Origin of the sequence: Pseudomonas sp. R9.37 (assembly GCF_963878885.1) — a bacterium.
Lineage (GTDB): Bacteria > Pseudomonadota > Gammaproteobacteria > Pseudomonadales > Pseudomonadaceae > Aquipseudomonas.
In genome coordinates, this window is record NZ_CAWNZA010000047.1 from 264,876 (window position 1) to 284,890 (window position 20,015).

Genomic DNA, 20,015 nt, shown 5'->3' on the forward strand with positions numbered 1-20,015 from the left:
GGGTTACAAGATTTTATTGAGCGGAAATTTGCTGATGATTTTCAGGTGATGAGCGGAAATCCGCTTATGGCTGCTGTCCTTATCGGGGGCAAGCCCCCTCCCACATTTTGATTTGTGAACACGCTCAAGTGTGGGAGGGGGCTTGCCCCCGATAGCGGCCTGCCGGTCAACACAACGATTGGCCTAGAGAAACATCTCCCGCACCAACCCATGCCGCTGCATCTTTTCATTGAAGGTGCGACGCGGCAGCTGCAGCTCCGCCAATACTGCCTTGATATCGCCCTTGTGCCGCACCAGCGCTGCTTTCAGGCAATGCGCTTCGAAGGCTTCCTGTTGCGCCGCCAGGGATTGCCCGGCCTCGATACCTTCCGGCTCCGGTTCACCCAGGCCCAGCACTTGGCGCTCGGCGACGTTGGCCAGTTCACGCACATTACCCGGCCAATCATGGCTGAGCAGGCGCCCCAGTTGCGCGCCGCTCAAGGGTTCGGCGCTGCGGCCCAAGCGCTCGGCGGCGCTGTGGGCAAAGTGGTCGAACAGTAGCGGAATGTCTTCACGGCGCTCGCGCAGAGGTGGCAGGCGCAGCTGTGCGACGTTCAGTCGGTAGGCCAAATCTTCGCGAAAACGCCCTGCGCGCGCCTCTTCCAGCAGGTCCGGCTTGGTGGCGGCAATGATGCGCAAGTCCACGTGAATGCTTTGGTTGGAGCCCAGTCGCTCAAGCTTTTGTTCCTGCAATACGCGCAGCAACTTCACCTGTTGGGCCAGCGGCATGCTTTCGATTTCATCCAGGAACAGCGTGCCGCCATGGGCATATTCCAGCTTGCCGATACGCTTGCCTTGGGCGCCGGTGAACGCGCCACTTTCGTGGCCGAACAATTCGGCCTCAAACAGCTGCTCGGGGATGGCGGCGCAGTTGAGCGCTACAAACGGTTTTTTTGCACGCGGGCCAAAATCGTGCAAGCAGCGCGCGACCAGCTCTTTACCGCTGCCGGTCTCGCCACGGATCAACACATTGACCGGCAGGTTCGCCAGGTCGAGCACCTGGCGTCGCAGGTTCTGCAAGCCTCGGGACACGCCCAGCAGGCTCGATTCGAGCTGCGCGCGGTGATCGGCCTGTTGATGCAGACGTCGGTTCTCCAGGATCAGTCCGCGTTTGTCCAGGGCGCGGCGCAGGCTGTTGAGCAAGGCGTCGGGGCTGAAGGGCTTTTCCAGAAAGTCATAGGCACCGTCGCGCATCGCTTCCACCGCCATCGGCACATCGCCGTGGCCGGTGAGCAGAATCACCGGCAAATCGGCATCCCGGCGTTGCACTTCGGCCAGCAGTTCCAGGCCGCTGAGCCCGGGCATGCGCACATCGCTCAGGATCACCCCGGCAAAGTCCCTGGGCAGGTGCGCCAGGCATTCCTCGGCGCGGCTGAACAACTGCACATCAAACCCTGACAGGCTCAACCATTGTTCGACGGCCGTGCGAATGCTGGCTTCGTCATCGACCACAATCACGGCGTTCAACATAGGTCGGGCGTCTCCAGCGCAATCGGTAAGGTCAAAGTGAAAACCGCGCCGTCGCCACGGTTGCCGGCGAGCAGGCGCCCGCCCAGTTCATGCACGATAGCGTAGGACACCGCCAGCCCGAGGCCGAGGCCGTCTCCTACGGGTTTGGTGGTAAAGAACGGGTCGAACACGCTGTTCAAGTGTTCTTCTGCAATGCCGCCGCCGCTGTCGCTGACGGTCAGTCGCCACAACTGCTGGTCGGCGTGCAGGCGGATCTCCAGGCGTTTGCGTGGCGTGTCGGCCATCGCATCCAAGGCGTTGCGCAGCAGGTTGATCAACACCTGTTCCAGGCGGATGGCATCACCGCGCACCCACGCGGGTCGGGTCAGGTCCAGCACCACGCCGATGGCTTCGTCGCGCAGGCGCGCGTCGAGCAAGTGCAGGGATTGGTCGACGACGGTGGCCAGGTCGAGCTTTTCGCGCAAGCCGCTGGGGCTTTTGCGCGCGAAGGTCTTGAGGTGGCCGGTGAGTGCGGCCATGCGCGTGAGCATGTCGTCCAGCGGTGTGAGCGCCTGGTAGGCATCGTCCACGCGGCCGTGGTCCAGCAGCAGGCGCAGGGTCGCCAACTGCATGCGTTGGGCGGTCAGCGGCTGGTTGATTTCATGGGCGAGTGCGGCGGACATCTGGCCCAGTGCCGCCAGTTTGGCCGATTGCACCAAGCCATCCTGGGCCGTGCGCAGCGCCTGGGTGCGCTCCTCCACAAGCTGTTCCAACTCTTCGCGGCTGCGCTGGCGCAGGCGGGCCAGGCGCCAGCGCTGGGTCAGGAACAGCACCAGAAACACCAGCGCCAGCCACGAGCCTGCAGCGGCGAGGCCGGCGTTGCGCTGATCCTCAAAGGCGAACTGCGGTGTGCGCAGCAGGTGCAGGGTCCAGCCTTCGGCCTTCAGTGGCAGGGATTCCCAGATGTAGTTGGCATTGCCGTCAGGGCCATTGACGCGCATCAAGTGGCTGTTTTCGTCGAAGCGCTGCAGCGTCTGGGTTTGCAGCGGCTGCAATTGCTTTTTATCGTATTGGCGCGTGGCCTTGAGTTCGGCAAGGTCGCTGGCCGACAGCGGCCGCAGGTTGCGGTAACGCCAGCCCGGCTGGTTGGCGATAAACACGATGCCGCGCGCGTCGCTGACCAGCAGCAGGTCATTGCCCTGGGCCCACTCACGTTCAAGTTCGGGGAATTCGAGCTTCACGACCATGGCGCCGAGAAACTGCTCATGTTCATCGACCACCGCGCTGGAGAGGAAGTAACCCGGAATGCCGGTGGTGACTCCGACCGCATAAAAACGCCCGGTGCCTTGGCTCAAGGTCTGGCTGAAGTAGGGGCGAAACGCGTAGTTGTGGCCGACATAACTGCTCGGCAAGTTCCAGTTACTGGCGGCCACGGCCAAGCCGTTGCGATCCATCAGTTCCAGGGTTGAGGACTGTGCTGCGCCGTTGATGCGCTCCAGTTTGCGGTTGAGCAGGTCCTGGGTGGTGGCGTCGAGCGGGCCTTTCAAGGCGCTGATCATTTCCGAATCCAGCGCCAGTACGGCGGGCAGGGCGCGGTAGCGTTCGATCAGGGTGTGCAGGGAATTGCCATAGAGCGTGAGCTGTTGATGGGCGCGGGCGGCGTCATCCACCAAGGCTTGGCGTTCGGCATGGCGAGTGGCCAAGGCAGCGGCCAGCACCGCACCGGCGATGATCAACAGGGAATAGAAGGTCAGGCGCAGGGGGCGTGGGATCGCGATCATACGGTGATGAACAGGCACGGTAAGGGGTGAGCACCATAGCATGGGCTGCTTGGATCTTGTGGCATGCAGGCTTGTGTGGGAGCTGGCTTGCCTGCGATGGCATCACCTCGGGGTCACTGAAAAACCGATGTGCCTGCATCGCAGGCAAGCCAGCTCCCACATGATCGTGTTTGTCATTGCAACATTGCCAGTCATAAAAAAGGCGACTGGGCCATGGGCCGCAGTCGCCTTTATCCGTGCAGTGAAGCGCTTACTGCACTTCTACCGCCAGGCTTTCACTGATCTTTTTCTGCCAGATGGCAGGACCGGTGATGTGGACGGATTCACCCTTGCTGTCCACCGCAACGGTGACCGGCATGTCCTTCACGTCGAACTCGTAGATCGCTTCCATCCCCAGTTCGGCGAACGCGACTACGCGCGACTTCTTGATGGCTTGCGCCACCAGGTACGCCGCACCGCCCACAGCCATCAAGTACACGGCTTTGTGGTCCTTGATCGCTTCGATGGCGGTTGGGCCGCGCTCGGATTTGCCGATCATGCCCAGCAGGCCGGTCTGCTCGAGGATCTGACGGGTGAACTTGTCCATCCGCGTGGCGGTGGTCGGGCCAGCCGGGCCAACCACTTCTTCGCGCACCGGATCAACCGGGCCGACGTAGTAGATGAAGCGACCCTTGAGGTCTACCGGCAGGGTTTCGCCCTTGTTCAGCATCTCGACCATGCGCTTGTGCGCCGCGTCGCGACCGGTGAGCATCTTGCCGTTGAGCAATACGGTTTCACCCGGCTTCCAGCTTTGCACTTCTTCCGGGGTCAGCGTGTCGAGGTTGACACGGCGGGCCGATGGGCCGGCTTCCCAGACGATTTCCGGGTAGGCGTCCAGCGATGGCGCTTCCAGCGACGCCGGGCCCGAACCGTCGAGCACGAAGTGCGCGTGACGGGTGGCGGCGCAGTTGGGGATCATGCACACCGGCAGCGAGGCGGCGTGGGTCGGGTAGTCCATGATTTTCACGTCGAGCACGGTGGTCAGGCCACCCAGGCCCTGGGCGCCGATGCCCAGTTGGTTGACCTTCTCGAACAGCTCCAGGCGCATCTCTTCGATACGGTTCTGCGGGCCGCGCTTTTTCAGCTCGTGGATGTCGATGGACTCCATCAACACTTCCTTGGCCATTACCGCAGCTTTCTCGGCGGTGCCGCCGATGCCGATGCCCAGCATGCCCGGTGGGCACCAGCCGGCGCCCATGGTCGGAACGGTCTTGAGCACCCAGTCGACGATCGAGTCGGACGGGTTGAGCATGGCCATTTTCGACTTGTTCTCGGAGCCACCGCCTTTGGCGGCCACGTCCACTTCCACGGTGTTACCCGGGACGATGGAGTAGTGGATCACGGCCGGGGTGTTGTCCTTGGTGTTTTTACGCGCACCTGCCGGGTCGGCGAGGATCGAAGCACGCAGGACGTTTTCCGGCAGGTTGTAGGCGCGACGCACGCCCTCGTTGATCATGTCGTCCAGGCCCATGGTGGCGCCATCCCAACGTACGTCCATGCCCACGCGCACGAACACGGTAACGATACCGGTGTCCTGGCAGATCGGGCGATGGCCGGTGGCGCACATGCGCGAGTTGATCAGGATCTGCGCGATGGAGTCACGGGCTGCCGGCGATTCTTCGCGCAGGTAGGCTTCGTGCATCGCCTGGATGAAGTCAACGGGGTGGTAGTAGGAAATGAATTGCAGGGCGTCGGCAACGCTCTGAATCAGGTCGTCTTGCTTGATCACGGTCATGAGTCGCGCTCCTCTATAAGACGGGAACATTCAATAAAGGTGGCTCAGTTGGGTGCATCGGTCGGCTGAGTCCACCTTTCCAAGGCACGCCGTAGGTGCAGGCGCGACGCTAAAAAGGCGCGGCAGTATAACCCGGCGCGGTGGCCGATACACCCGACTATGGTCAAACTCTGTCGGGCATGATTCCCTGTACGCAGCCCTTCTGATTGAGACCTTATATGCCTGAACTGCACGTCGGCGAACGCCACTGGTCGGTAGCCACCGGCAGCAACTTGCTGGATGCCCTGAATCTGGCGGGTGTGGCCGTGCCTTACAGTTGCCGGGCGGGCAGTTGCCATGCGTGCCTGGTGCGCTGCCAGGGTGAGGTCGAGGACAAACAACCCGATGCCTTGAGCCCGGCGCAACGTCAGGACGGGTGGCGCCTGGCGTGCCAATGCCAGGTTGTCGGGGACGTGCAAGTTGAAACGTTCGACCCGCTGCGTGACGGTTTGCCCGCCCGGGTGGTGGGCGTCGACTGGTTGAGTGCGAGTGTGCTGCGCCTGCGCTTGCAACCGGAACGTGGCCTGCGTTATCGCGCCGGGCAGCATCTGGTGGTGTGGGCCGGACAGGTGGCGCGGCCCTATTCCCTGGCGAGCTTGCCCCAGGAGGATCCGTTCCTGGAGTTTCACCTCGATTGCCGTCAGCCCGGTGAATTCATAAACATCGCCCGCCAGTTGCAACTGGGAGACGACCTGCGCCTGGGCGAGTTGAGAGGCGGGGCGCTGCAATACGACCCTGACTGGCATTCGCGGCCGCTATGGCTGCTGGCCGCCGGCACGGGGCTTGGGCCGTTATGGGGCGTGCTGCGCGAGGCGTTGCGCCAGGATCATCACGGCGCCATCCGTGTGATTCACCTGGCTCATGATGCCGACGCGCATTACCTGGCCGAGCCCCTGGCGCAGTTGGCTTTGCAGCATCCAAACGTCACCGTGGAGCTGTGGACTGCGGCTGAGTTGACCCAGGCATTGGCGCAACTGCGGCTTGTTTCGCGGCAAACTCTGGCCTTACTCTGCGGGCATCCTGTCAGCGTCGAGGCGTTTTCCAAGCGCTTGTTCCTGGCCGGTCTGCCGCGCAATCAACTGCTGGCCGATGTGTTTTTGCCCCGTGGTTGAGCGCTGACTTCTACAGCCGCGAGATCCACCATGACCGACGCCATCCTGCTGCAACGCGAACGCGGGCTGCTGACCTTGCAGCTCAACCGCCCGGACAAGAAAAACGCCCTGACCCGCGCCATGTACACGCAATTGGCCCACGCGTTGGAGCAGGCCGATGCGGACCCAGACATCCGTGCCGTGCTGATTCAGGGCAGCCGTGAGTGTTTTACCGCCGGTAATGACATCGGCGATTTCCTCGAACAGCCGCCCAGCGACCTCGACAGCCCGCCGTTTCACTTTATGAAAAGCCTGCTCAATTGCCGCAAACCAGTGATTGCCGCTGTGGCCGGCGCGGCGGTGGGCATTGGTACGACTCTGTTGCTGCATTGCGACCTGGTGTACATCAGCCGCGATGCGCGCTTGCGCATGCCGTTCGTCAACCTTGGGTTGTGTCCGGAGTTTGGCTCAAGCCTGATCCTGCCGCGATTGCTCGGGCATGCCAAGGCGGCTGAGCTGTTGCTGCTGGGCGAGGGATTCACCGGTGAGCAGGCGGCAGCGTGGGGCATTGCCACGCAGGCGTTGAGCAGCGGTGAAGCGGCGCTGGCCAAAGCGCGGGAAGTGGCTGAACGCTTTGAGACGCTGGCGCCGGGTGCGGTGCAGGTCAGCAAACACTTGATGAAAAGTGTGGATCGCGAGCAGTTGCGTCACGTGATTGAAGAGGAGGGGGCGTTGTTTACGCAGCGATTGAAATCGCCGGAGGCGATTGCGGCGTTGTCGGCTTTTGTCACCAGGCGGTGAATTGGCGTCAAGTGGTCGGACGTCTTCGCGAGCAAGCCCGCTCCCACATCGAGCGTGTTTCTTCAGGGTGTGTGCGGTCAAATGTGGGAGCGGGCTTGCTCGCGAAGAGGCCAGTGACGCCAACACCATCACCAGCCTGAAATGCAAAAAGCCCCGCCATTCACATGGCGGGGCTTTTGTTTTTCAGCCTGTCACTCAGACCATTGGATCGCCAACGTGCAGGATCTTCATGCCGTTGGTGCCACCGATGGTGTGGTAGCTGTCGCCCTTGGTCAGGATGACCCAGTCGCCTTTCTCCACAACGCCGCGCTTGATCAACTCGTCGATGGCAGCCTGGCTGACTTCATGCGGCGGCAACGAGGCCGGGTCGAACGGCACGGTGTACACGCCACGGAACATGGCCGCGCGAGCCTGGGTTTCGCGGTGCGGGGAGAACGCGTAGATCGGCACCGAGGAACGGATGCGCGACATGATCAACGGCGTGTAGCCACTTTCGGTCAAGGCGATGATCGCTTTAACGCCCGGGAAGTGGTTGGCGGTGTACATGGCTGCCAGGGCAATGCTCTGGTCGCAGCTTTCGAACACTTTGCCGATGCGGTGGCTGGAGGTCTTGCTGGTCGGGTGCTTTTCGGCGCCGACGCAGATCCGCGCCATGGCCTGTACGGCTTCCAGCGGGTACGGGCCGGCAGCACTTTCAGCCGAGAGCATCACGGCGTCGGTGTAGTCGAGCACGGCGTTGGCTACGTCGGACACTTCGGCGCGGGTTGGCATCGGGTTCTGGATCATCGACTCCATCATCTGGGTCGCCACGATCACCGCTTTGTTATGGCGGCGTGCGTGCAGGATGATCTTTTTCTGGATACCGATCAGCTCGGCGTCACCGATTTCCACGCCCAGGTCGCCACGCGCAACCATCACAGCGTCGGAAGCCTTGATCAGGCCGTCGAGGGTTTCGTCATCGGCAACGGCTTCGGCGCGTTCGATCTTCGCTACCAGCCAGGCAGTACCGCCGGCTTCGTCGCGCAGTTTACGCGCGTATTCCATGTCGGCAGCGTCGCGCGGGAAGGACACGGCGAGGTAGTCCACTTCCATTTCGGCGGCGAGCTTGATGTCGGCCTTGTCTTTTTCAGTCAGGGCCGGCGCCGTCAGGCCACCGCCGCGACGGTTGATGCCTTTGTGGTCGGACAGCGGGCCACCGATGATCACGGTGCAGTGCAGTTCGGTCGGGGTCGCGGTGTCGACGCGCATGACCACGCGGCCATCGTCCAGCAGCAGCTCGTCACCGACGCCGCAGTCCTTGACCAGATCCGGGTAGTCGATACCCACGACTTGCTGGTTGCCTTCGGTCAGCGGATGGCTGGTGGAGAAGGTGAACTTGTCACCGATCTTCAGCTCGATACGCTTGTTGGCGAATTTGGCGATACGAATTTTCGGGCCTTGCAGGTCACCCAGCAGCGCCACGAAGCGGCCGTGCTTGGCGGCCAGGTCACGCACCAGCTTGGCGCGAGCCTTGTGCTCGTCCGGGGTGCCGTGGGAGAAGTTCAGACGGGCAACGTCCAAACCAGCCAGAATCAGCTGTTCGAGGACTTCCGGCGAGTTACTGGCCGGGCCAAGGGTGGCGACGATTTTGGTACGACGGACGGACATGCACAGACTCCTGAGTTCAAGCGCTGGAGAAGGCTACTATGCTCTTTCGTTGTAGTCATTGTTCGTTTGCACTACTTATCGACGATTGGCTTGTTTTTGCAGCGGTTGAATAGACGAACATCCTTGAAGATTTTCGACGAGGGGTCGATACACTGCTCAAGACAGGAGAACCCCCATGCGAATTTTGCTCGTTGCTGCCCTGGCCGTCAGTGTTGTCGGCTGTACCCGCTGGTCGATGGACCACCATTTGAACAACGCTTACCGTGCCTATGGGGTGGGTGATTGCGAGCGCGTCACGCTGGAATTGTCCCAGGTTGACCGCGAGAGCCGCACCCGTCGCTACGTGCAACCGGAGGTCTCGATGTTGCGCGGCCAATGCCTGGAGCGACAGAAATTGTTCGTGGATGCAGTCCAGACCTATCAATTCATCATCAGCCAGTACCCGACAAGTGAATACGCCTACCGTGCGCGAGCCAGGCTCGACACGCTGCAGCAGTTGGGGCATTACCCCGGCGCCAGTGCTGCACAGACGCGGCCGGCGTCTTTGTAATGATATTTGTCATTCTATAGCTGGCCCGTCGCCAGTCTTGAGCTATCCTTTGGGTGTTCGTTTGTACAAGTTTCTATTCGAACGAATGCGAGGCCCGGATTCGGCAGTTGTTTAGTGACCATAGCGACGTCTGTTGGCACACCGAGATCCAGGGAGAGCGAGCCATTGGCTCGTTCCGAATCACTGGACCGGCCAGGGCATGGCCATTGGATGGCGATCTCACATGTTTACCCACCGACGGATCGAGCGGCACCAGTTACATTGCTTCCTGCAGGTATTCAACCGAGTTACCGATAAACCTATCGGTTTTCTGGGCAACGTTTCTGAAAGTGGGCTGATGTTGATCAGCCAGTTGCCCATGATGGTCGATGTGGATTTCGAGTTGCGTCTGAAAATTCCTGGCCCGACCGGCGAGTGCCAGGCAATCGACCTGACCGCGACCTGCCTGTGGAGCCATGAAGACATCAACCCGCAGCATTACGACTCGGGGTTCAGCGTGATTGAAGCGGGCGAAGAGTACAGCCAGTTGATCAGCGCCTTGTTGAATTACTTCAGCTTCGATCCGCTTCAGGCATCCGCTTAGGCATTGAATGTGTTGACCCGGGTTGGGATGGTTATCCGGCCTTGGCAACGTGTCTGTGTCAGCGCGCTTTCAGAACACTCCGGCTTTTTTCCAACCCAGATAACGCGTCACGAGCGCGGCTCCCAACCCTGATGGGGGGGTGTCCAGTACGGATAACCCATGGGCGCTCAACCGGTCATGGAGTTCGTTGCGTGTATTGAGGTAGTCGACCGTCCCGCAGTAAGCCAATGCTTCGGGCAGGGTTTGCACGGGGGCCTGGCGCAAATCATCGAGTACTTCCTCCCTCAGACTGGCCACCAGTACCCGATGTTGTCGGCTGATACGCTTGACCGCTGTCAGCAATGCTTCATCGTCCTCATCGCGCAGATTGGTGACCACGATCACCAGCGCCCGGCGTTTTTGCCGAGCCAGCAGTTGGCTGGCCGCAGCTTGATAGTCGGCCGTCCGGCGGGTGGTATCCAGGTCGTATACCGCATTGAGCAGCAGGTTCAGTTGGCCGCTGCCCTTGACCGGCGCCAGGTAACGCGGCTGGTCACTGGCAAAGGTGCTCAGCCCCACGGCATCGCCCTGACGCAGCGCAACATAACTGAGCAACAGGCAAGCGTTGAGTGCATGGTCGAAATGTGACAACTCGCCGTCCTGACTGCGCATGCGTCGACCGCAATCGAGCATGAACACAATCTGCTGGTCGCGCTCATCCTGGTATTCACGGGCGATGGGTGTGCGTTGTCGTGCGGTAGCCTTCCAATCGATCTGGCGCAGGCTGTCGCCCTCGCGAAATTCGCGCAGTTGGTGAAACTCCAGGCCCAAGCCCCTTCGCTGGCGTTGGCGTACGCCGAGTTGGCTGAGCCAGTTATCCACACCGAGCAACTGTGCGCCGTATAAATGGGCGAAATCCGGGTAGACGCGAGTGGCATCGCTGACCTCGGCAAATTGCCGTGCCGACCATAGCCCAATGGGGCTGGGCAGGTGAATTCCACAGCGGCTGAAGGTGAAGTGTCCACGGCGCAGAGGCCGCAGTCGGTAGCCCAGTTCGCTGCGTTCACCGGGGCGCAGTTCGATGCTTTGGGGCAGGTTTTCCATGCTCAAGCCGTCAGGAACATGATCGAACACCTTCACTGTGATTGGTCGCGAGTAATCGTGCGCCAGGGTCAGGCGCACTTCACCCCAGCGTCCGAGTGCCAGGCTGCCCGGCATTTGCCGCTGTATTTGCACACCGGGGCGCCGCCGCAGGCGCACGGCATCCAGCAGCGCCAGCAGCAACAGCGCCAGTAACAAGCCCCAGGCTATCGAGTGCAGCGTGTCGGGCACCTTGAATTGCAGTGCCGCTGCGGCGCCGAGCAGGATGTTCAGGCCCAGCAACACACTCAGCCAGCTCAGCAACAGGCGGGTCGGCTTCATGGGCGAGTCACTGCCGGGGCGCCGGGATCTGGTCCAGCAGTTGCTTGAGCACTTGGTCTACCTCCAGCCCGTCGATGTCCAGTTCCGGCGCAATGCGCACCCGATGACGCAATACCGCCAGCGCGCACCCCTTGATATCGTCAGGGGTGACGAATTCACCGCCACGCAACAACGCGCGTGCCCGGGCTCCGCGAACCAGGGCGATGGAGGCCCGAGGGCCGGCGCCGATGGCCAGCCCAGGCCACGTGCGGGTGGCTCGCGCCAGGCGCACGGCGTAGTCGAGGACTTGCTCATCCAGCGCCAGTTCGCTCGCGACCTGCTGTAGGTTCAACACATCATGGGCCTGCAGCACCGTACGTAGCGGGTGCACATCGAGCATGTCTGCCCGGGACGAGCGAGTGACTTCGCGCACCATCTCCAGTTCTTGCTGAGCATCGGGGTAATCCATGCGCACCTTGAGCATGAAACGGTCGAGTTCGGCTTCGGGCAGGGGGTAAGTACCTTCCTGTTCAATAGGGTTCTGGGTCGCCAGTACCATGAAGGGCTGACCGATAGGCAGCGCCTCGCCTTCGAGAGTGACTTGGCGCTCCTGCATGGCTTCAAGCAAGGCGGCTTGAGTCTTGGCCGGAGCGCGGTTGATTTCATCGGCCAGCAGCAAGTGAGTGAACAGCGGGCCCTTGCGCAGTTTGAACTGCTCGGTATGCAGGTCATACACAGCGTGGCCGGTGACATCGCTGGGCATCAGGTCCGGTGTGAACTGGATTCGCGCGAAATCGCCACCAAAGCAACGCGCCAGGGCACGCACCAGCAACGTCTTGCCCAGGCCGGGGACGCCTTCGAGCAGTACATGACCGCCAGCGATCAGCGCGGTAAGTACGTCGTCGATCACCTGATGCTGGCCAATCACCGCCTTGCGCAATTCAACGCGCAGGGCCTGTGCCTGCTGGCTGGCGTGTTGAAGGCTTCCGGCGGTAGGGGCAGTGGCTGCTGGGAGTTCGCTCATAGGGCATTCCTGAGAGTTTGCAGGCATGCCACCTGACGGCTGAAATCGGCGCTGGTGAGCCGCTTTGCCGGGAGTGGGCCAAGGGCCTGACTGATGATGTGGGAGGGTTGGCGCGTCAGGCGTTCAAGTACCTGCCACTGTTCAGCGGTGTCGAGGTGTTCAAAGCCAGGGTGACGTCGGCGGGCAGCGTGCTGGATGTCGCGCTGCAGGGCGTGCAAGAGAGTGCCCTGGCCGGTGCGACGCAGCAGGAAATCGGCGCTGGCCTTCAAGTGTTCCTGCAACTGCCGACGTGCCCTGGGCGCAGGCGCCTGGATCGGGCCCTGGCGCATGCCGGTCCGCCAGAGTGCCAGAGCAATAAACGCCAGGAGTGCCACCAAGGCTTGGGGGAAATAGCGCATCAACAGGGTCAACAGACTGTCTACATCGCTGTTGAACAACAAGGTCACGCCAGTGCCTTGGTTGAGGTACCACAGCAGCCAGGCGTTATCGTGTTGGCCGATGCCCGGGGTTTTCCACAGCTCGCTGTCGGTTACCACGGTGACGGTGCCATGCCCGAGATTGCGTTGCATGAGATGGCTGGATTTGGCGCTGTTGGCTGAAAACTGTGCCAGGTGTTTGGGATCGGTGAGGTTGAAGTCGGTATCGAAACTGAAGTACGCCGGGGCGGTTTCATTGTCGACATAGAGTTTGGTCAGATCCGGCGTTTTCTTTTTGCGCGCCGAGGCTGGCTCATCGAAGGTTTCGCTCAAGGTCTGGTGGATGTCCAACCGATCAAGCAGCAGGTCGCCGCTTTTACCTGTCTCTTCATCCCACAGCGCTTCGGCGACCACCAGCAAATGGCCACCGGACTTTGCCCAATCGAGCAGTTCATCCACCTGGCGTGGTGTCATGTTGCCGCGATCACCCAACAGCAGAAGGCTGTTGCCTTTCGGCTGGAGGTTAGCGAGGCGTTCGAGGCTCTTGGCATGCTCGACGCTCAGACCTTGCTGGCGCAGAAAGTACTCGGCCGCCAGATAGGGATTTTCCCGTGCTTGGGGCGATGGGCCGCGATCAACCACTTCGTCATAAGGGATCGCTTTGTGCCAGGCATAAAATGCACCAGCCCCCAGCAGGCACGCCAGCAGTAGACCTGCACACAATAATGGGCGGTTCATTGCGCGGCGTCCGAATTGAACAACGCGCGCCATTCGCTGCAGAGCTTTTGCTGGGCGGCGAGCGGAGGCAGTCGATGGCCGTAGGCCAGGTTTTGCCAGTGGCGTGTCAGCTCATTACTGAACACCAGCAGCTGCGGTTGTTGTAATTGGTGAACACGCTCCAAGACCTGGCCTTCGGTGTCGGCGGTTTTCAGTGCAATGTTGTAGTCGTGCAACAGGTGGCTGAGCAGGCCTCGGTACAAAAGGCTGAGGGCTTGCCGTGGTTGTGTGGGCCATAATTGTTCGGCAGCACTGGCGATGTCTTCGGGCAAGGTTTCTATGCCCAACTCCAGGCCGAATAACTGCGTCGGAGCGGGTTTGGTGACCCTGGATTGACTGATTGCGCGCCGACTGACAAAAGCGTGCAAACCGTCGCGGTAGTGCCAGCCGAGCAATGCGAGGCCTCCAATCAACAGGCTCCACAGGAGTATTTCCAATCCCTGGCCTACGTGTTTGAAAGTGTTGCTGTTGAGGTGATCGAGCAGTGCCTGTAACCATCCGGGTAATTTGCCGTCACCGTGCGCGGTGCCTTTGGCCGCAGGCTGGTCTTCGCCAAAGCGATAGCGGGTGACGGTTTCCGGGTTTTTGAACGGGGGGAGGGCCAGCAGAGTCTTGATGGATTGACTCGCAGCCGGGGTGCTCAGTTGCGATTGGCTACTGGACTCATCCGCCATGACCTGTGGACTGGCCTGCAGCATCAGCCCGACCGCCAACAGCAGTAGCGTTGCCACGCTGCCCAGGCGCTGGCGTAAACGCCGGAATACCAGTTCCAGGTCCCAGGCTTCCAGTACGGTACGGCGGTTGAGGTACAGGCTGAAACCGCAGGCGACGTAGATAGGCTCCCAGAACACCAATATCAACGCATAGAACGCGTTGCCCAGATGCCCCAGCCATAGCCATTGCGAACTGGTGGCGAGCGCCAACCGTTGCCAGTCCCAATCGCGTTCAACCTGCTCAGGAATGAAGAGATAGAACAGCGCCATGCAGCCAAGCCACAGGCCGATTTCCAGGTGCATGCCAATGATTGTCAGCCAGCGCGCGGCCCCTGCGTTGCGTTGTAACAGCACGCCGAGGCGGTGTTGGCGCGCCTGGCCACCCAGGCCTTCGAGTTGGCTCACTGGCAGCACGAAACTGCGGCTCAGGCTGAGACGCCGCCAGGTCAGGCTGACCAGCAACTGGCTTTTTAACAGTCGCGGCCAATGGCGCACGGCTTGTTTGACGCTGGGTGTTTCACCAAACAGTGCCTTGGAGAGGATGTACAACGGCAACCGATCGAACGCCGGCTTGAGCCACCAGAACAGCAAAACAGCTGCTAGGGGAGACTCCCATAACAACACGGTGAGCAAGGCAAATACTGGCAAGCTCACCAGCGCCCAACTGCTCATCAACAGCCAGCGATGCTCCCTGGCCATCAACACACCAAGGTCCATGGCTTCCCAGGCAGTACGGGGGCGAATTGCCACGCTGGCGTCACTCAGGCGCATGGTGAACCCGCCCGGCGAGAATCAAGTAAGCGGCCACCAGTAGCCAAAGCGCGGCGCCCACGAGGTATTTGATCCAAGGCGTGATAGTTGTGGTGGAAGACCAATAGGCCTCAATCAACGCAGCGATCAGCAGGAACACCATCACCCCGCAGAGCATCTGCACGCTTTTGCGCGCCGCCAAACGCAAGGATTCGCTGCGAGCGAGCGACCCCGGAGCGATCAGTGACCACCCCAGTTGCAAACCCGCTGCGCCGGCCAGGGCGATAGCGGTCAGTTCGAATGCACCGTGGCCGATGACAAACGACCAGAAGGTCTGGCCATAGCCAATTTCGGTCAGATGGCCGCAGATTGCGCCGATGATCAAGCCGTTGAAGATCAGAAAGAACACGCTACCCAGGCCAAACAGCAACCCGGCTGCAAAGGTCTGGAAGGCGATGCCGATGTTGTGCATCACGTAGTAGCCGAACATCATCCAGTTTTCGCTGGAGGCTCGCTCGGCGGCGCGCCCAAGGCGGCTGGCATCGGGGTCGTACATGCTTTGCATGTCGGCGACCTGCTGGGCGCTGACGATGCTGTAGATCAGGTCGGGAAACAGGTAAACCAGCAGGGCTATTCCCAGCAGGCTGCCGAAAAACAACAGGCTGGCGATTAACACGAAGCGCCATTGCTCACGTACCAGGCGTGGGAAGTCGGCCAGGACGAAACTCAGGACCTTTGCTCCCAATTGACTGCGATGGCGATAGAGCTGCTGGTGGCCGCGCAGGGCCAATTGCTGCAGCGGATCTACCAGATAACTGCTGTAGCCACGCTCCTGTGCCAGCGCGAGGTGCTGGCACAGGCGTCGATAGTGATGGGGGAAGTCCGCCACGTCGCGGGCCTTGGCCTTGCCTTGCTCCAACTGTGTGAGTTGCGCTGCAAAGGCTTGCCATTGGGGCTGGTGACGGCTTTCGAACAGGCTCTGCTTCATGTCGGCCCCAACAAACCACGGGCCACACCATTGAGTTGCTCTACGGCGCGTGCAGGAGACACTTGCAGAGGAACCGCGAGGATGGACGCAAGTTCATGCACCCGTTCGGCAGAGAGGTCGCCCTGGCGTTCGGCGAAGGCGAGAATGGCGCGCTGTTCGCTCAGGTCAAGGGCGAAGGGCAGGCGCAACGCAGCCGCTTGAGGTATCCGGGGGCGGGCCAGTGATTGTTCGCGGTAGATCACCAGGGTACCGGCGGCGAGGTCGCCGAGCCGTTTGAAATGAGGATGTTGCAGGCAACTGATGGCACCGAGGAAGTAGCCGAAGGGCAGCATGTCGACAAAGCGCAGCAGGTTGCGGATCAACGAGGCGGACCAGCCGACAGGCGTGCCATCGTCCTGTACGACCCGCAGGCCCATGACCTGCTTGCCTGGAGAGCAGCCTTGATTGAGCACTTCGAACAAGACCATGTACCACCAGCTGACCAGAAACAGCAGCAGTGCACCCAGGCCAATACCAATATTGCCCAACAGGGCCAGGGGCACGAGCAGGATGCCCATGACCAAGCCACGCAAGCCCAGGTCGAAAGCAAAGGCCAGTACCCGCGGCAGCAGGCCTGCCGGGCGCAAGGGCAGATCTATCCCTTCAGGGGTCTCGATCTGGTAGCGGGTATCCAAAGGGTTTTTCGGCATTGCGATCCCTGGCAGTGCGAAGCGGCTAAGAGACACGGATGCTAGCAGTGTCGACGGTGGAAGCAACCATTCAAGGTTTTGCTGGATATTTGTACAGCCAAGGTATCGCTGGCCCCGGGCGGCCAACAGCGCCTAGACTTTGCCGGTCTTCAGCACAGGAATAGCCCGTGACCTCCATTTTTTGGTACGACTATGAAACCACCGGCATCAACCCGCGCAGCGATCGCCCGCTTCAGGTTGCCGGTATTCGTACCGACCTCGAACTCAACGAGATCGGCCCGCCGGTCAACCTTTATTGCCAGCTCAGCGACGATATCCTGCCTCATCCGGCCGCCTGCGCGATCACCGGCATCACCCCTGACGTCCTGGCGGAAAAAGGCCTGGCCGAAGCCGACTTCATGACCCGAGTGCATGCCGAACTGGCCGCACCGGGCACCTGCGGCGCCGGTTACAACACTTTGCGTTTTGACGATGAAATGACGCGCTACAGTTTGTATCGCAACTTTTTCGACCCTTACGCCCGTGAATGGCAGGGCGGCAACAGTCGCTGGGATTTGATCGATGTGGTGCGCACGGCCTACGCACTTCGCCCGGAAGGGATTGTCTGGCCAGAGCAGGATGGGCGCGTCACCCTCAAGCTTGAGCGTTTGACCGCAGCCAACGGAATCGATCATGGCCAGGCCCACGACGCCTTGTCGGACGTGCGAGCCACGATCGCCCTGGCGCGCCTGGTCCGCGAGAAACAGCCCAAGTTGTATGAGTGGCTGTTTCAATTGCGCAGCAAGCAGCGGGTGATGGATCAGGTACGCCTGTTGCAACCGATGGTACATATATCCGGACGCTTTTCCGCCGAGCGTCACTATTTGGGCGTGGTGCTGCCGCTGGCCTGGCACCCGCGCAATCGCAATGCATTAATCGTCTGTGACCTTGGGCTGGACCCGCAGGGGTTGCTGGATCTGGACGCCGATACCTTGCGCCAGCGCCTCTACACGCGCCGTGGCGACCTGGCGGAAGGCGAACTGCCCGTGCCGCTCAAGTTAGTGCATATCAACCGCTGCCCGGTCGTTGCCCCGTTGAATGTGCTGCGGGCGCAGGATCGCGAGCGACTTCAATTGGATATGGACACGTACCAGGCACGTGCGCTGCGACTAACTGACGCACACGAAGTTTGGCGCGATAAGTTGGCGGCTATTTATGCCGAGGAAGATTTTGCGCCGAGTGCGGATCCCGAGCAGCAGCTCTATGACGGTTTTATTGGTGATCGCGATCGTCGTTTATGTGAACAAGTCCGGGCTGCCGAGCCTTTACATCTGGCGCATCAGCAGTGGCCATTTGATGATCATCGTTTGCCGGAATTATTATTCCGCTACCGCGCGCGTAACTTTCCTGACACCTTGAACAACGAGGAGCAACAGCGCTGGAAACTTTTCTGTCAGCAACGGTTGTCGAGTTCGGAGTGGGGCGCGCCGACTACCCTGTTGGCATTTAAGCAGGCGCGCGAGGAGTTGGCCGTTAGTGCTACATCGTTTCAGTGTCAGGTGCTGGATCAATGGCAGGAGTATGCCGACTCTTTAGCCGCCCGGCTGAATCTGTAGTCAGGCATTGGAGAATATTCTGACAATAAAAAACGCCAGCAAGCTGGCGTTTTTATTTTGTTGCTTATCAGGCGAAAGCCCGACCAGGCTTAGCCCAGCAGGGTAGCCCAGCCTTCAACCACGTCGCCGCCCCACTTGGCTTTCCACTCTTTCAGCGTCTTGTGGTTGCCACCTTTGGTTTCAATCACTTCACCGTTGTGTGGGTTCTTGTATTGCTTGACCTTGCGAGCACGCTTGGTGCCGGTAGTTTTCACAGCACCGCGGGGTGCCTTAACTTTCGACTCTGGATCCAGCAGCGCGATGATGTCACGCAGGGATTTGGAGTATTCACCCATCAGGGTGCGCAGTTTGCCTTCGAATTCCAGCTCGGTTTGCAGCTTGTCGTCTTGGGACAGGTTCTTCAAACGGGCTTGCAGCTCTTTGATAGCTTCTTCGGTGGCACGGTATTCGTTGATCAGAGACATGTGGACTACCTTATGTAGAGCGCTGATTGGCAGGAGAGTGGCCTAATAATAGTCAGGCACTAACCCCAAGTAAACATTTAAGGATGCATTTATGTGAATTACGTTGAATGTTTGTAGCCCTGCTACGCAATCGAGTTAATTAGTAGGTGGTAGACGTAAAGATAATCTCGTTTATTTTCCGACAATTGCCCGTGCATCACGTTGTACACGCATATAGCGTTGGTAAAACCTTACGCTATTAAGGGCTGTAGGCAGAGGTTGGGGGCAGAATAAGCCGTAAGGAATACTGCAGTTTTTCTGCGCAATCGCTAGAATAGCCGCCTTTGCGAAGTTCTGGAGTTTCCCCCTAATGCGCACTTTTCGGCTGGTGATTGCTTGCCCGGACCGGGTTGGCATCGTTGCCAAAGTCAGTAACTTTCTGGCCTCCCACAACGGCTGGATCACCGAGGCGAGCCATCACTCGGACAATCTCAGCGGTTGGTTTTTCATGCGTCACGAAATTCGTGCCGACACGCTGCCCTTTGGTCTTGAGGCTTTTCGTGAGGCGTTTGCGCCGATCGCCGAAGAGTTTTCGATGACCTGGCATATCACCGACACCGAGCAGAAAAAACGTGTCGTGCTGATGGCCAGCCGCGAGTCCCATTGCCTGGCCGACCTGCTGCACCGCTGGCACAGCGATGAGCTGGACTGCGAGATCGCTTGCGTAATCTCCAACCATGACGACCTGCGCAGCATGGTCGAATGGCATGGCATCCCGTATTACCACGTGCCGGTCAACCCGCAGGACAAGGAGCCGGCCTTTGCCGAAGTCTCCCGCCTGGTTAAGCAGCACGAAGCGGATGTGGTGGTGCTGGCGCGCTACATGCAGATTCTGCCGCCGGAACTGTGCCGCGAATATGCTGGCAAGGTCATCAACATTCACCACAGCTTCCTGCCGTCGTTTGTGGGTGCCAAACCGTACCATCAGGCCTCCCTGCGTGGCGTGAAGCTGATTGGCGCAACGTGCCACTACGTCACCGAGGAGCTGGACGCCGGCCCGATCATCGAGCAGGACGTGGTGCGCGTCAGCCACAGCGACAGCATTGAAGACATGGTGCGTTTCGGCCGTGACGTCGAGAAGATGGTGCTGGCCCGTGGCCTGCGTTATCACTTGGAAGATCGCGTGCTCGTGCATGGCAACAAGACTGTAGTGTTCTGATACAGGTCTTGAAGAAGCACAGGCCTGGGCGTTAAATCGTCCCAGGCCTTTTTTTTTCCTGCTGTTGGGGATTGATCAATGAGCGATCCACTGGACAAAGCCACTTCCCAAGCCCCGGCGACGCTGGGGGAGGGGTGTTTAAGTCGATATGACCCGGATGACCTGGACGCTGAGGACGGCACCGAGTTTCCCGGTGCCGCTGAGTTGTGGGAGCGCGAACAGGCCAAATCCGAGCGCTCGGACAAATAACGGCCCGCCGCTCTGAAA

General features: G+C 60.4%; 18 protein-coding genes. 7 read left to right on the forward strand and 11 right to left on the reverse strand.

Annotation, left to right across the window (positions count from 1 at the left end):
* Positions 1-183 precede the first annotated feature (183 nt).
* From AACU78_RS25145 to AACU78_RS25155, 3 genes are all read right to left on the reverse strand, one after another.
* A complete protein-coding gene (locus tag AACU78_RS25145) occupies positions 184-1,509 on the reverse strand; it encodes a sigma-54-dependent transcriptional regulator (RefSeq protein WP_106578357.1) in 1,326 nt (441 codons plus the stop codon).
* Complete coding sequence (locus AACU78_RS25150) at positions 1,503-3,269, reverse strand: ATP-binding protein (RefSeq protein WP_106578358.1); 1,767 nt, start codon at positions 3,267-3,269, stop codon at positions 1,503-1,505. Before AACU78_RS25150 ends, AACU78_RS25145 begins: the two co-directional genes overlap by 7 nt.
* 250 nt (positions 3,270-3,519) lie before the next feature.
* The gene (locus AACU78_RS25155) at positions 3,520-5,043 is read right to left on the reverse strand and encodes a fumarate hydratase (RefSeq protein WP_005790979.1); all 1,524 of its coding nucleotides are present in this window, start codon (positions 5,041-5,043) and stop codon (positions 3,520-3,522) included.
* 218 nt (positions 5,044-5,261) lie between these two features.
* Here AACU78_RS25155 and AACU78_RS25160 point away from each other — a divergent pair, with 218 nt between their 5' ends.
* On the forward strand, positions 5,262-6,194 hold the full coding sequence (locus tag AACU78_RS25160; RefSeq protein WP_106578359.1) for an iron-sulfur-binding ferredoxin reductase: 933 nt from the start codon (positions 5,262-5,264) through the stop codon (positions 6,192-6,194).
* A 30-nt stretch (positions 6,195-6,224) separates the two neighbouring features.
* Complete coding sequence (locus tag AACU78_RS25165; RefSeq protein ID WP_106578360.1) at positions 6,225-6,974, forward strand: enoyl-CoA hydratase-related protein; 750 nt, start codon at positions 6,225-6,227, stop codon at positions 6,972-6,974.
* A 195-nt stretch (positions 6,975-7,169) separates the two neighbouring features.
* Here AACU78_RS25165 and pyk read toward each other — a convergent pair whose 3' ends face one another.
* A complete protein-coding gene (gene pyk, locus AACU78_RS25170; protein ID WP_106578361.1) occupies positions 7,170-8,621 on the reverse strand; it encodes a pyruvate kinase in 1,452 nt (483 codons plus the stop codon).
* Positions 8,622-8,796: 175 nt separating this feature from the next.
* Here pyk and AACU78_RS25175 point away from each other — a divergent pair, with 175 nt between their 5' ends.
* Positions 8,797-9,171, forward strand: a complete 375-nt coding sequence (locus AACU78_RS25175; protein ID WP_106578362.1) for a tetratricopeptide repeat protein — start codon at positions 8,797-8,799, stop codon at positions 9,169-9,171.
* Between the two features lie 223 nt (positions 9,172-9,394).
* Entirely contained in the window at positions 9,395-9,754 is a 360-nt protein-coding gene (locus tag AACU78_RS25180) for a PilZ domain-containing protein (RefSeq protein ID WP_106578363.1), read from the forward strand.
* A gap of 69 nt (positions 9,755-9,823) precedes the next feature.
* Here the strand turns inward: AACU78_RS25180 and AACU78_RS25185 are convergent, their stop codons facing one another.
* From AACU78_RS25185 to AACU78_RS25210, 6 genes are read right to left on the reverse strand one after another with little or no spacing between them, the layout of a single operon-like run.
* Positions 9,824-11,155 carry a DUF58 domain-containing protein gene (locus tag AACU78_RS25185; protein WP_106578364.1) on the reverse strand — a complete coding sequence of 444 codons (1,332 nt, stop codon included), beginning with the start codon at positions 11,153-11,155 and terminating at the stop codon, positions 9,824-9,826.
* 7 nt (positions 11,156-11,162) lie between these two features.
* Entirely contained in the window at positions 11,163-12,158 is a 996-nt protein-coding gene (locus tag AACU78_RS25190) for an AAA family ATPase (RefSeq protein WP_106578365.1), read from the reverse strand.
* Positions 12,155-13,312, reverse strand: a complete 1,158-nt coding sequence (locus AACU78_RS25195; protein ID WP_106578366.1) for a DUF4350 domain-containing protein — start codon at positions 13,310-13,312, stop codon at positions 12,155-12,157. Before AACU78_RS25195 ends, AACU78_RS25190 begins: the two co-directional genes overlap by 4 nt.
* Positions 13,309-14,835, reverse strand: coding sequence for a DUF4129 domain-containing protein (locus AACU78_RS25200; protein WP_106578367.1), 1,527 nt, complete (start codon positions 14,833-14,835; stop codon positions 13,309-13,311). Before AACU78_RS25200 ends, AACU78_RS25195 begins: the two co-directional genes overlap by 4 nt.
* Entirely contained in the window at positions 14,822-15,802 is a 981-nt protein-coding gene (locus AACU78_RS25205) for a stage II sporulation protein M (protein ID WP_106578368.1), read from the reverse strand. The genes AACU78_RS25200 and AACU78_RS25205 overlap by 14 nt, the downstream gene beginning before the upstream one ends.
* A complete protein-coding gene (locus AACU78_RS25210; protein WP_106578369.1) occupies positions 15,799-16,491 on the reverse strand; it encodes an RDD family protein in 693 nt (230 codons plus the stop codon). Before AACU78_RS25210 ends, AACU78_RS25205 begins: the two co-directional genes overlap by 4 nt.
* Positions 16,492-16,658: 167 nt before the next feature.
* Between AACU78_RS25210 and sbcB the strand changes: the two genes are divergently transcribed.
* Positions 16,659-18,086 (forward strand): exodeoxyribonuclease I, encoded by a 1,428-nt coding sequence (gene sbcB / locus AACU78_RS25215; protein ID WP_106578370.1) that lies wholly within the window; start codon positions 16,659-16,661, stop codon positions 18,084-18,086.
* An 89-nt stretch (positions 18,087-18,175) separates the two neighbouring features.
* Here the strand turns inward: sbcB and mvaT are convergent, their stop codons facing one another.
* Complete coding sequence (mvaT, locus tag AACU78_RS25220; RefSeq protein WP_005790963.1) at positions 18,176-18,550, reverse strand: histone-like nucleoid-structuring protein MvaT; 375 nt, start codon at positions 18,548-18,550, stop codon at positions 18,176-18,178.
* Positions 18,551-18,899: 349 nt separating this feature from the next.
* Between mvaT and purU the strand changes: the two genes are divergently transcribed.
* Together purU and AACU78_RS25230 are read left to right on the forward strand one after the other, a co-directional pair.
* The gene (gene purU, locus AACU78_RS25225) at positions 18,900-19,748 is read left to right on the forward strand and encodes a formyltetrahydrofolate deformylase (protein ID WP_015885632.1); all 849 of its coding nucleotides are present in this window, start codon (positions 18,900-18,902) and stop codon (positions 19,746-19,748) included.
* 78 nt (positions 19,749-19,826) lie between these two features.
* Positions 19,827-19,997: a hypothetical protein gene (locus tag AACU78_RS25230; RefSeq protein ID WP_177410098.1), complete on the forward strand. Its 171-nt coding sequence runs from the start codon at positions 19,827-19,829 to the stop codon at positions 19,995-19,997.
* Positions 19,998-20,015: the final 18 nt, after the last annotated feature.

What these genes read in the sequence shown, in the direction of transcription:
- AACU78_RS25205 (WP_106578368.1), bottom strand. Translation starts at nt 15,802, where the DNA reads ATGAAGCAGAGCCTGTTCGAAAGCCGTCACCAGCCCCAATGGCAAGCC.
- AACU78_RS25165 (WP_106578360.1), top strand. Translation starts at nt 6,225, where the DNA reads ATGACCGACGCCATCCTGCTGCAACGCGAACGCGGGCTGCTGACCTTG.
- AACU78_RS25175 (WP_106578362.1), top strand. Translation starts at nt 8,797, where the DNA reads ATGCGAATTTTGCTCGTTGCTGCCCTGGCCGTCAGTGTTGTCGGCTGT.
- purU (WP_015885632.1), top strand. Translation starts at nt 18,900, where the DNA reads ATGCGCACTTTTCGGCTGGTGATTGCTTGCCCGGACCGGGTTGGCATC.
- AACU78_RS25180 (WP_106578363.1), top strand. Translation starts at nt 9,395, where the DNA reads ATGTTTACCCACCGACGGATCGAGCGGCACCAGTTACATTGCTTCCTG.
- AACU78_RS25150 (WP_106578358.1), bottom strand. Translation starts at nt 3,269, where the DNA reads ATGATCGCGATCCCACGCCCCCTGCGCCTGACCTTCTATTCCCTGTTG.
- AACU78_RS25185 (WP_106578364.1), bottom strand. Translation starts at nt 11,155, where the DNA reads ATGAAGCCGACCCGCCTGTTGCTGAGCTGGCTGAGTGTGTTGCTGGGC.
- mvaT (WP_005790963.1), bottom strand. Translation starts at nt 18,550, where the DNA reads ATGTCTCTGATCAACGAATACCGTGCCACCGAAGAAGCTATCAAAGAG.
- AACU78_RS25210 (WP_106578369.1), bottom strand. Translation starts at nt 16,491, where the DNA reads ATGCCGAAAAACCCTTTGGATACCCGCTACCAGATCGAGACCCCTGAA.
- AACU78_RS25190 (WP_106578365.1), bottom strand. Translation starts at nt 12,158, where the DNA reads ATGAGCGAACTCCCAGCAGCCACTGCCCCTACCGCCGGAAGCCTTCAA.
- AACU78_RS25155 (WP_005790979.1), bottom strand. Translation starts at nt 5,043, where the DNA reads ATGACCGTGATCAAGCAAGACGACCTGATTCAGAGCGTTGCCGACGCC.
- AACU78_RS25195 (WP_106578366.1), bottom strand. Translation starts at nt 13,312, where the DNA reads ATGAACCGCCCATTATTGTGTGCAGGTCTACTGCTGGCGTGCCTGCTG.
- AACU78_RS25160 (WP_106578359.1), top strand. Translation starts at nt 5,262, where the DNA reads ATGCCTGAACTGCACGTCGGCGAACGCCACTGGTCGGTAGCCACCGGC.
- AACU78_RS25200 (WP_106578367.1), bottom strand. Translation starts at nt 14,835, where the DNA reads ATGCGCCTGAGTGACGCCAGCGTGGCAATTCGCCCCCGTACTGCCTGG.
- AACU78_RS25145 (WP_106578357.1), bottom strand. Translation starts at nt 1,509, where the DNA reads ATGTTGAACGCCGTGATTGTGGTCGATGACGAAGCCAGCATTCGCACG.
- pyk (WP_106578361.1), bottom strand. Translation starts at nt 8,621, where the DNA reads ATGTCCGTCCGTCGTACCAAAATCGTCGCCACCCTTGGCCCGGCCAGT.
- AACU78_RS25230 (WP_177410098.1), top strand. Translation starts at nt 19,827, where the DNA reads ATGAGCGATCCACTGGACAAAGCCACTTCCCAAGCCCCGGCGACGCTG.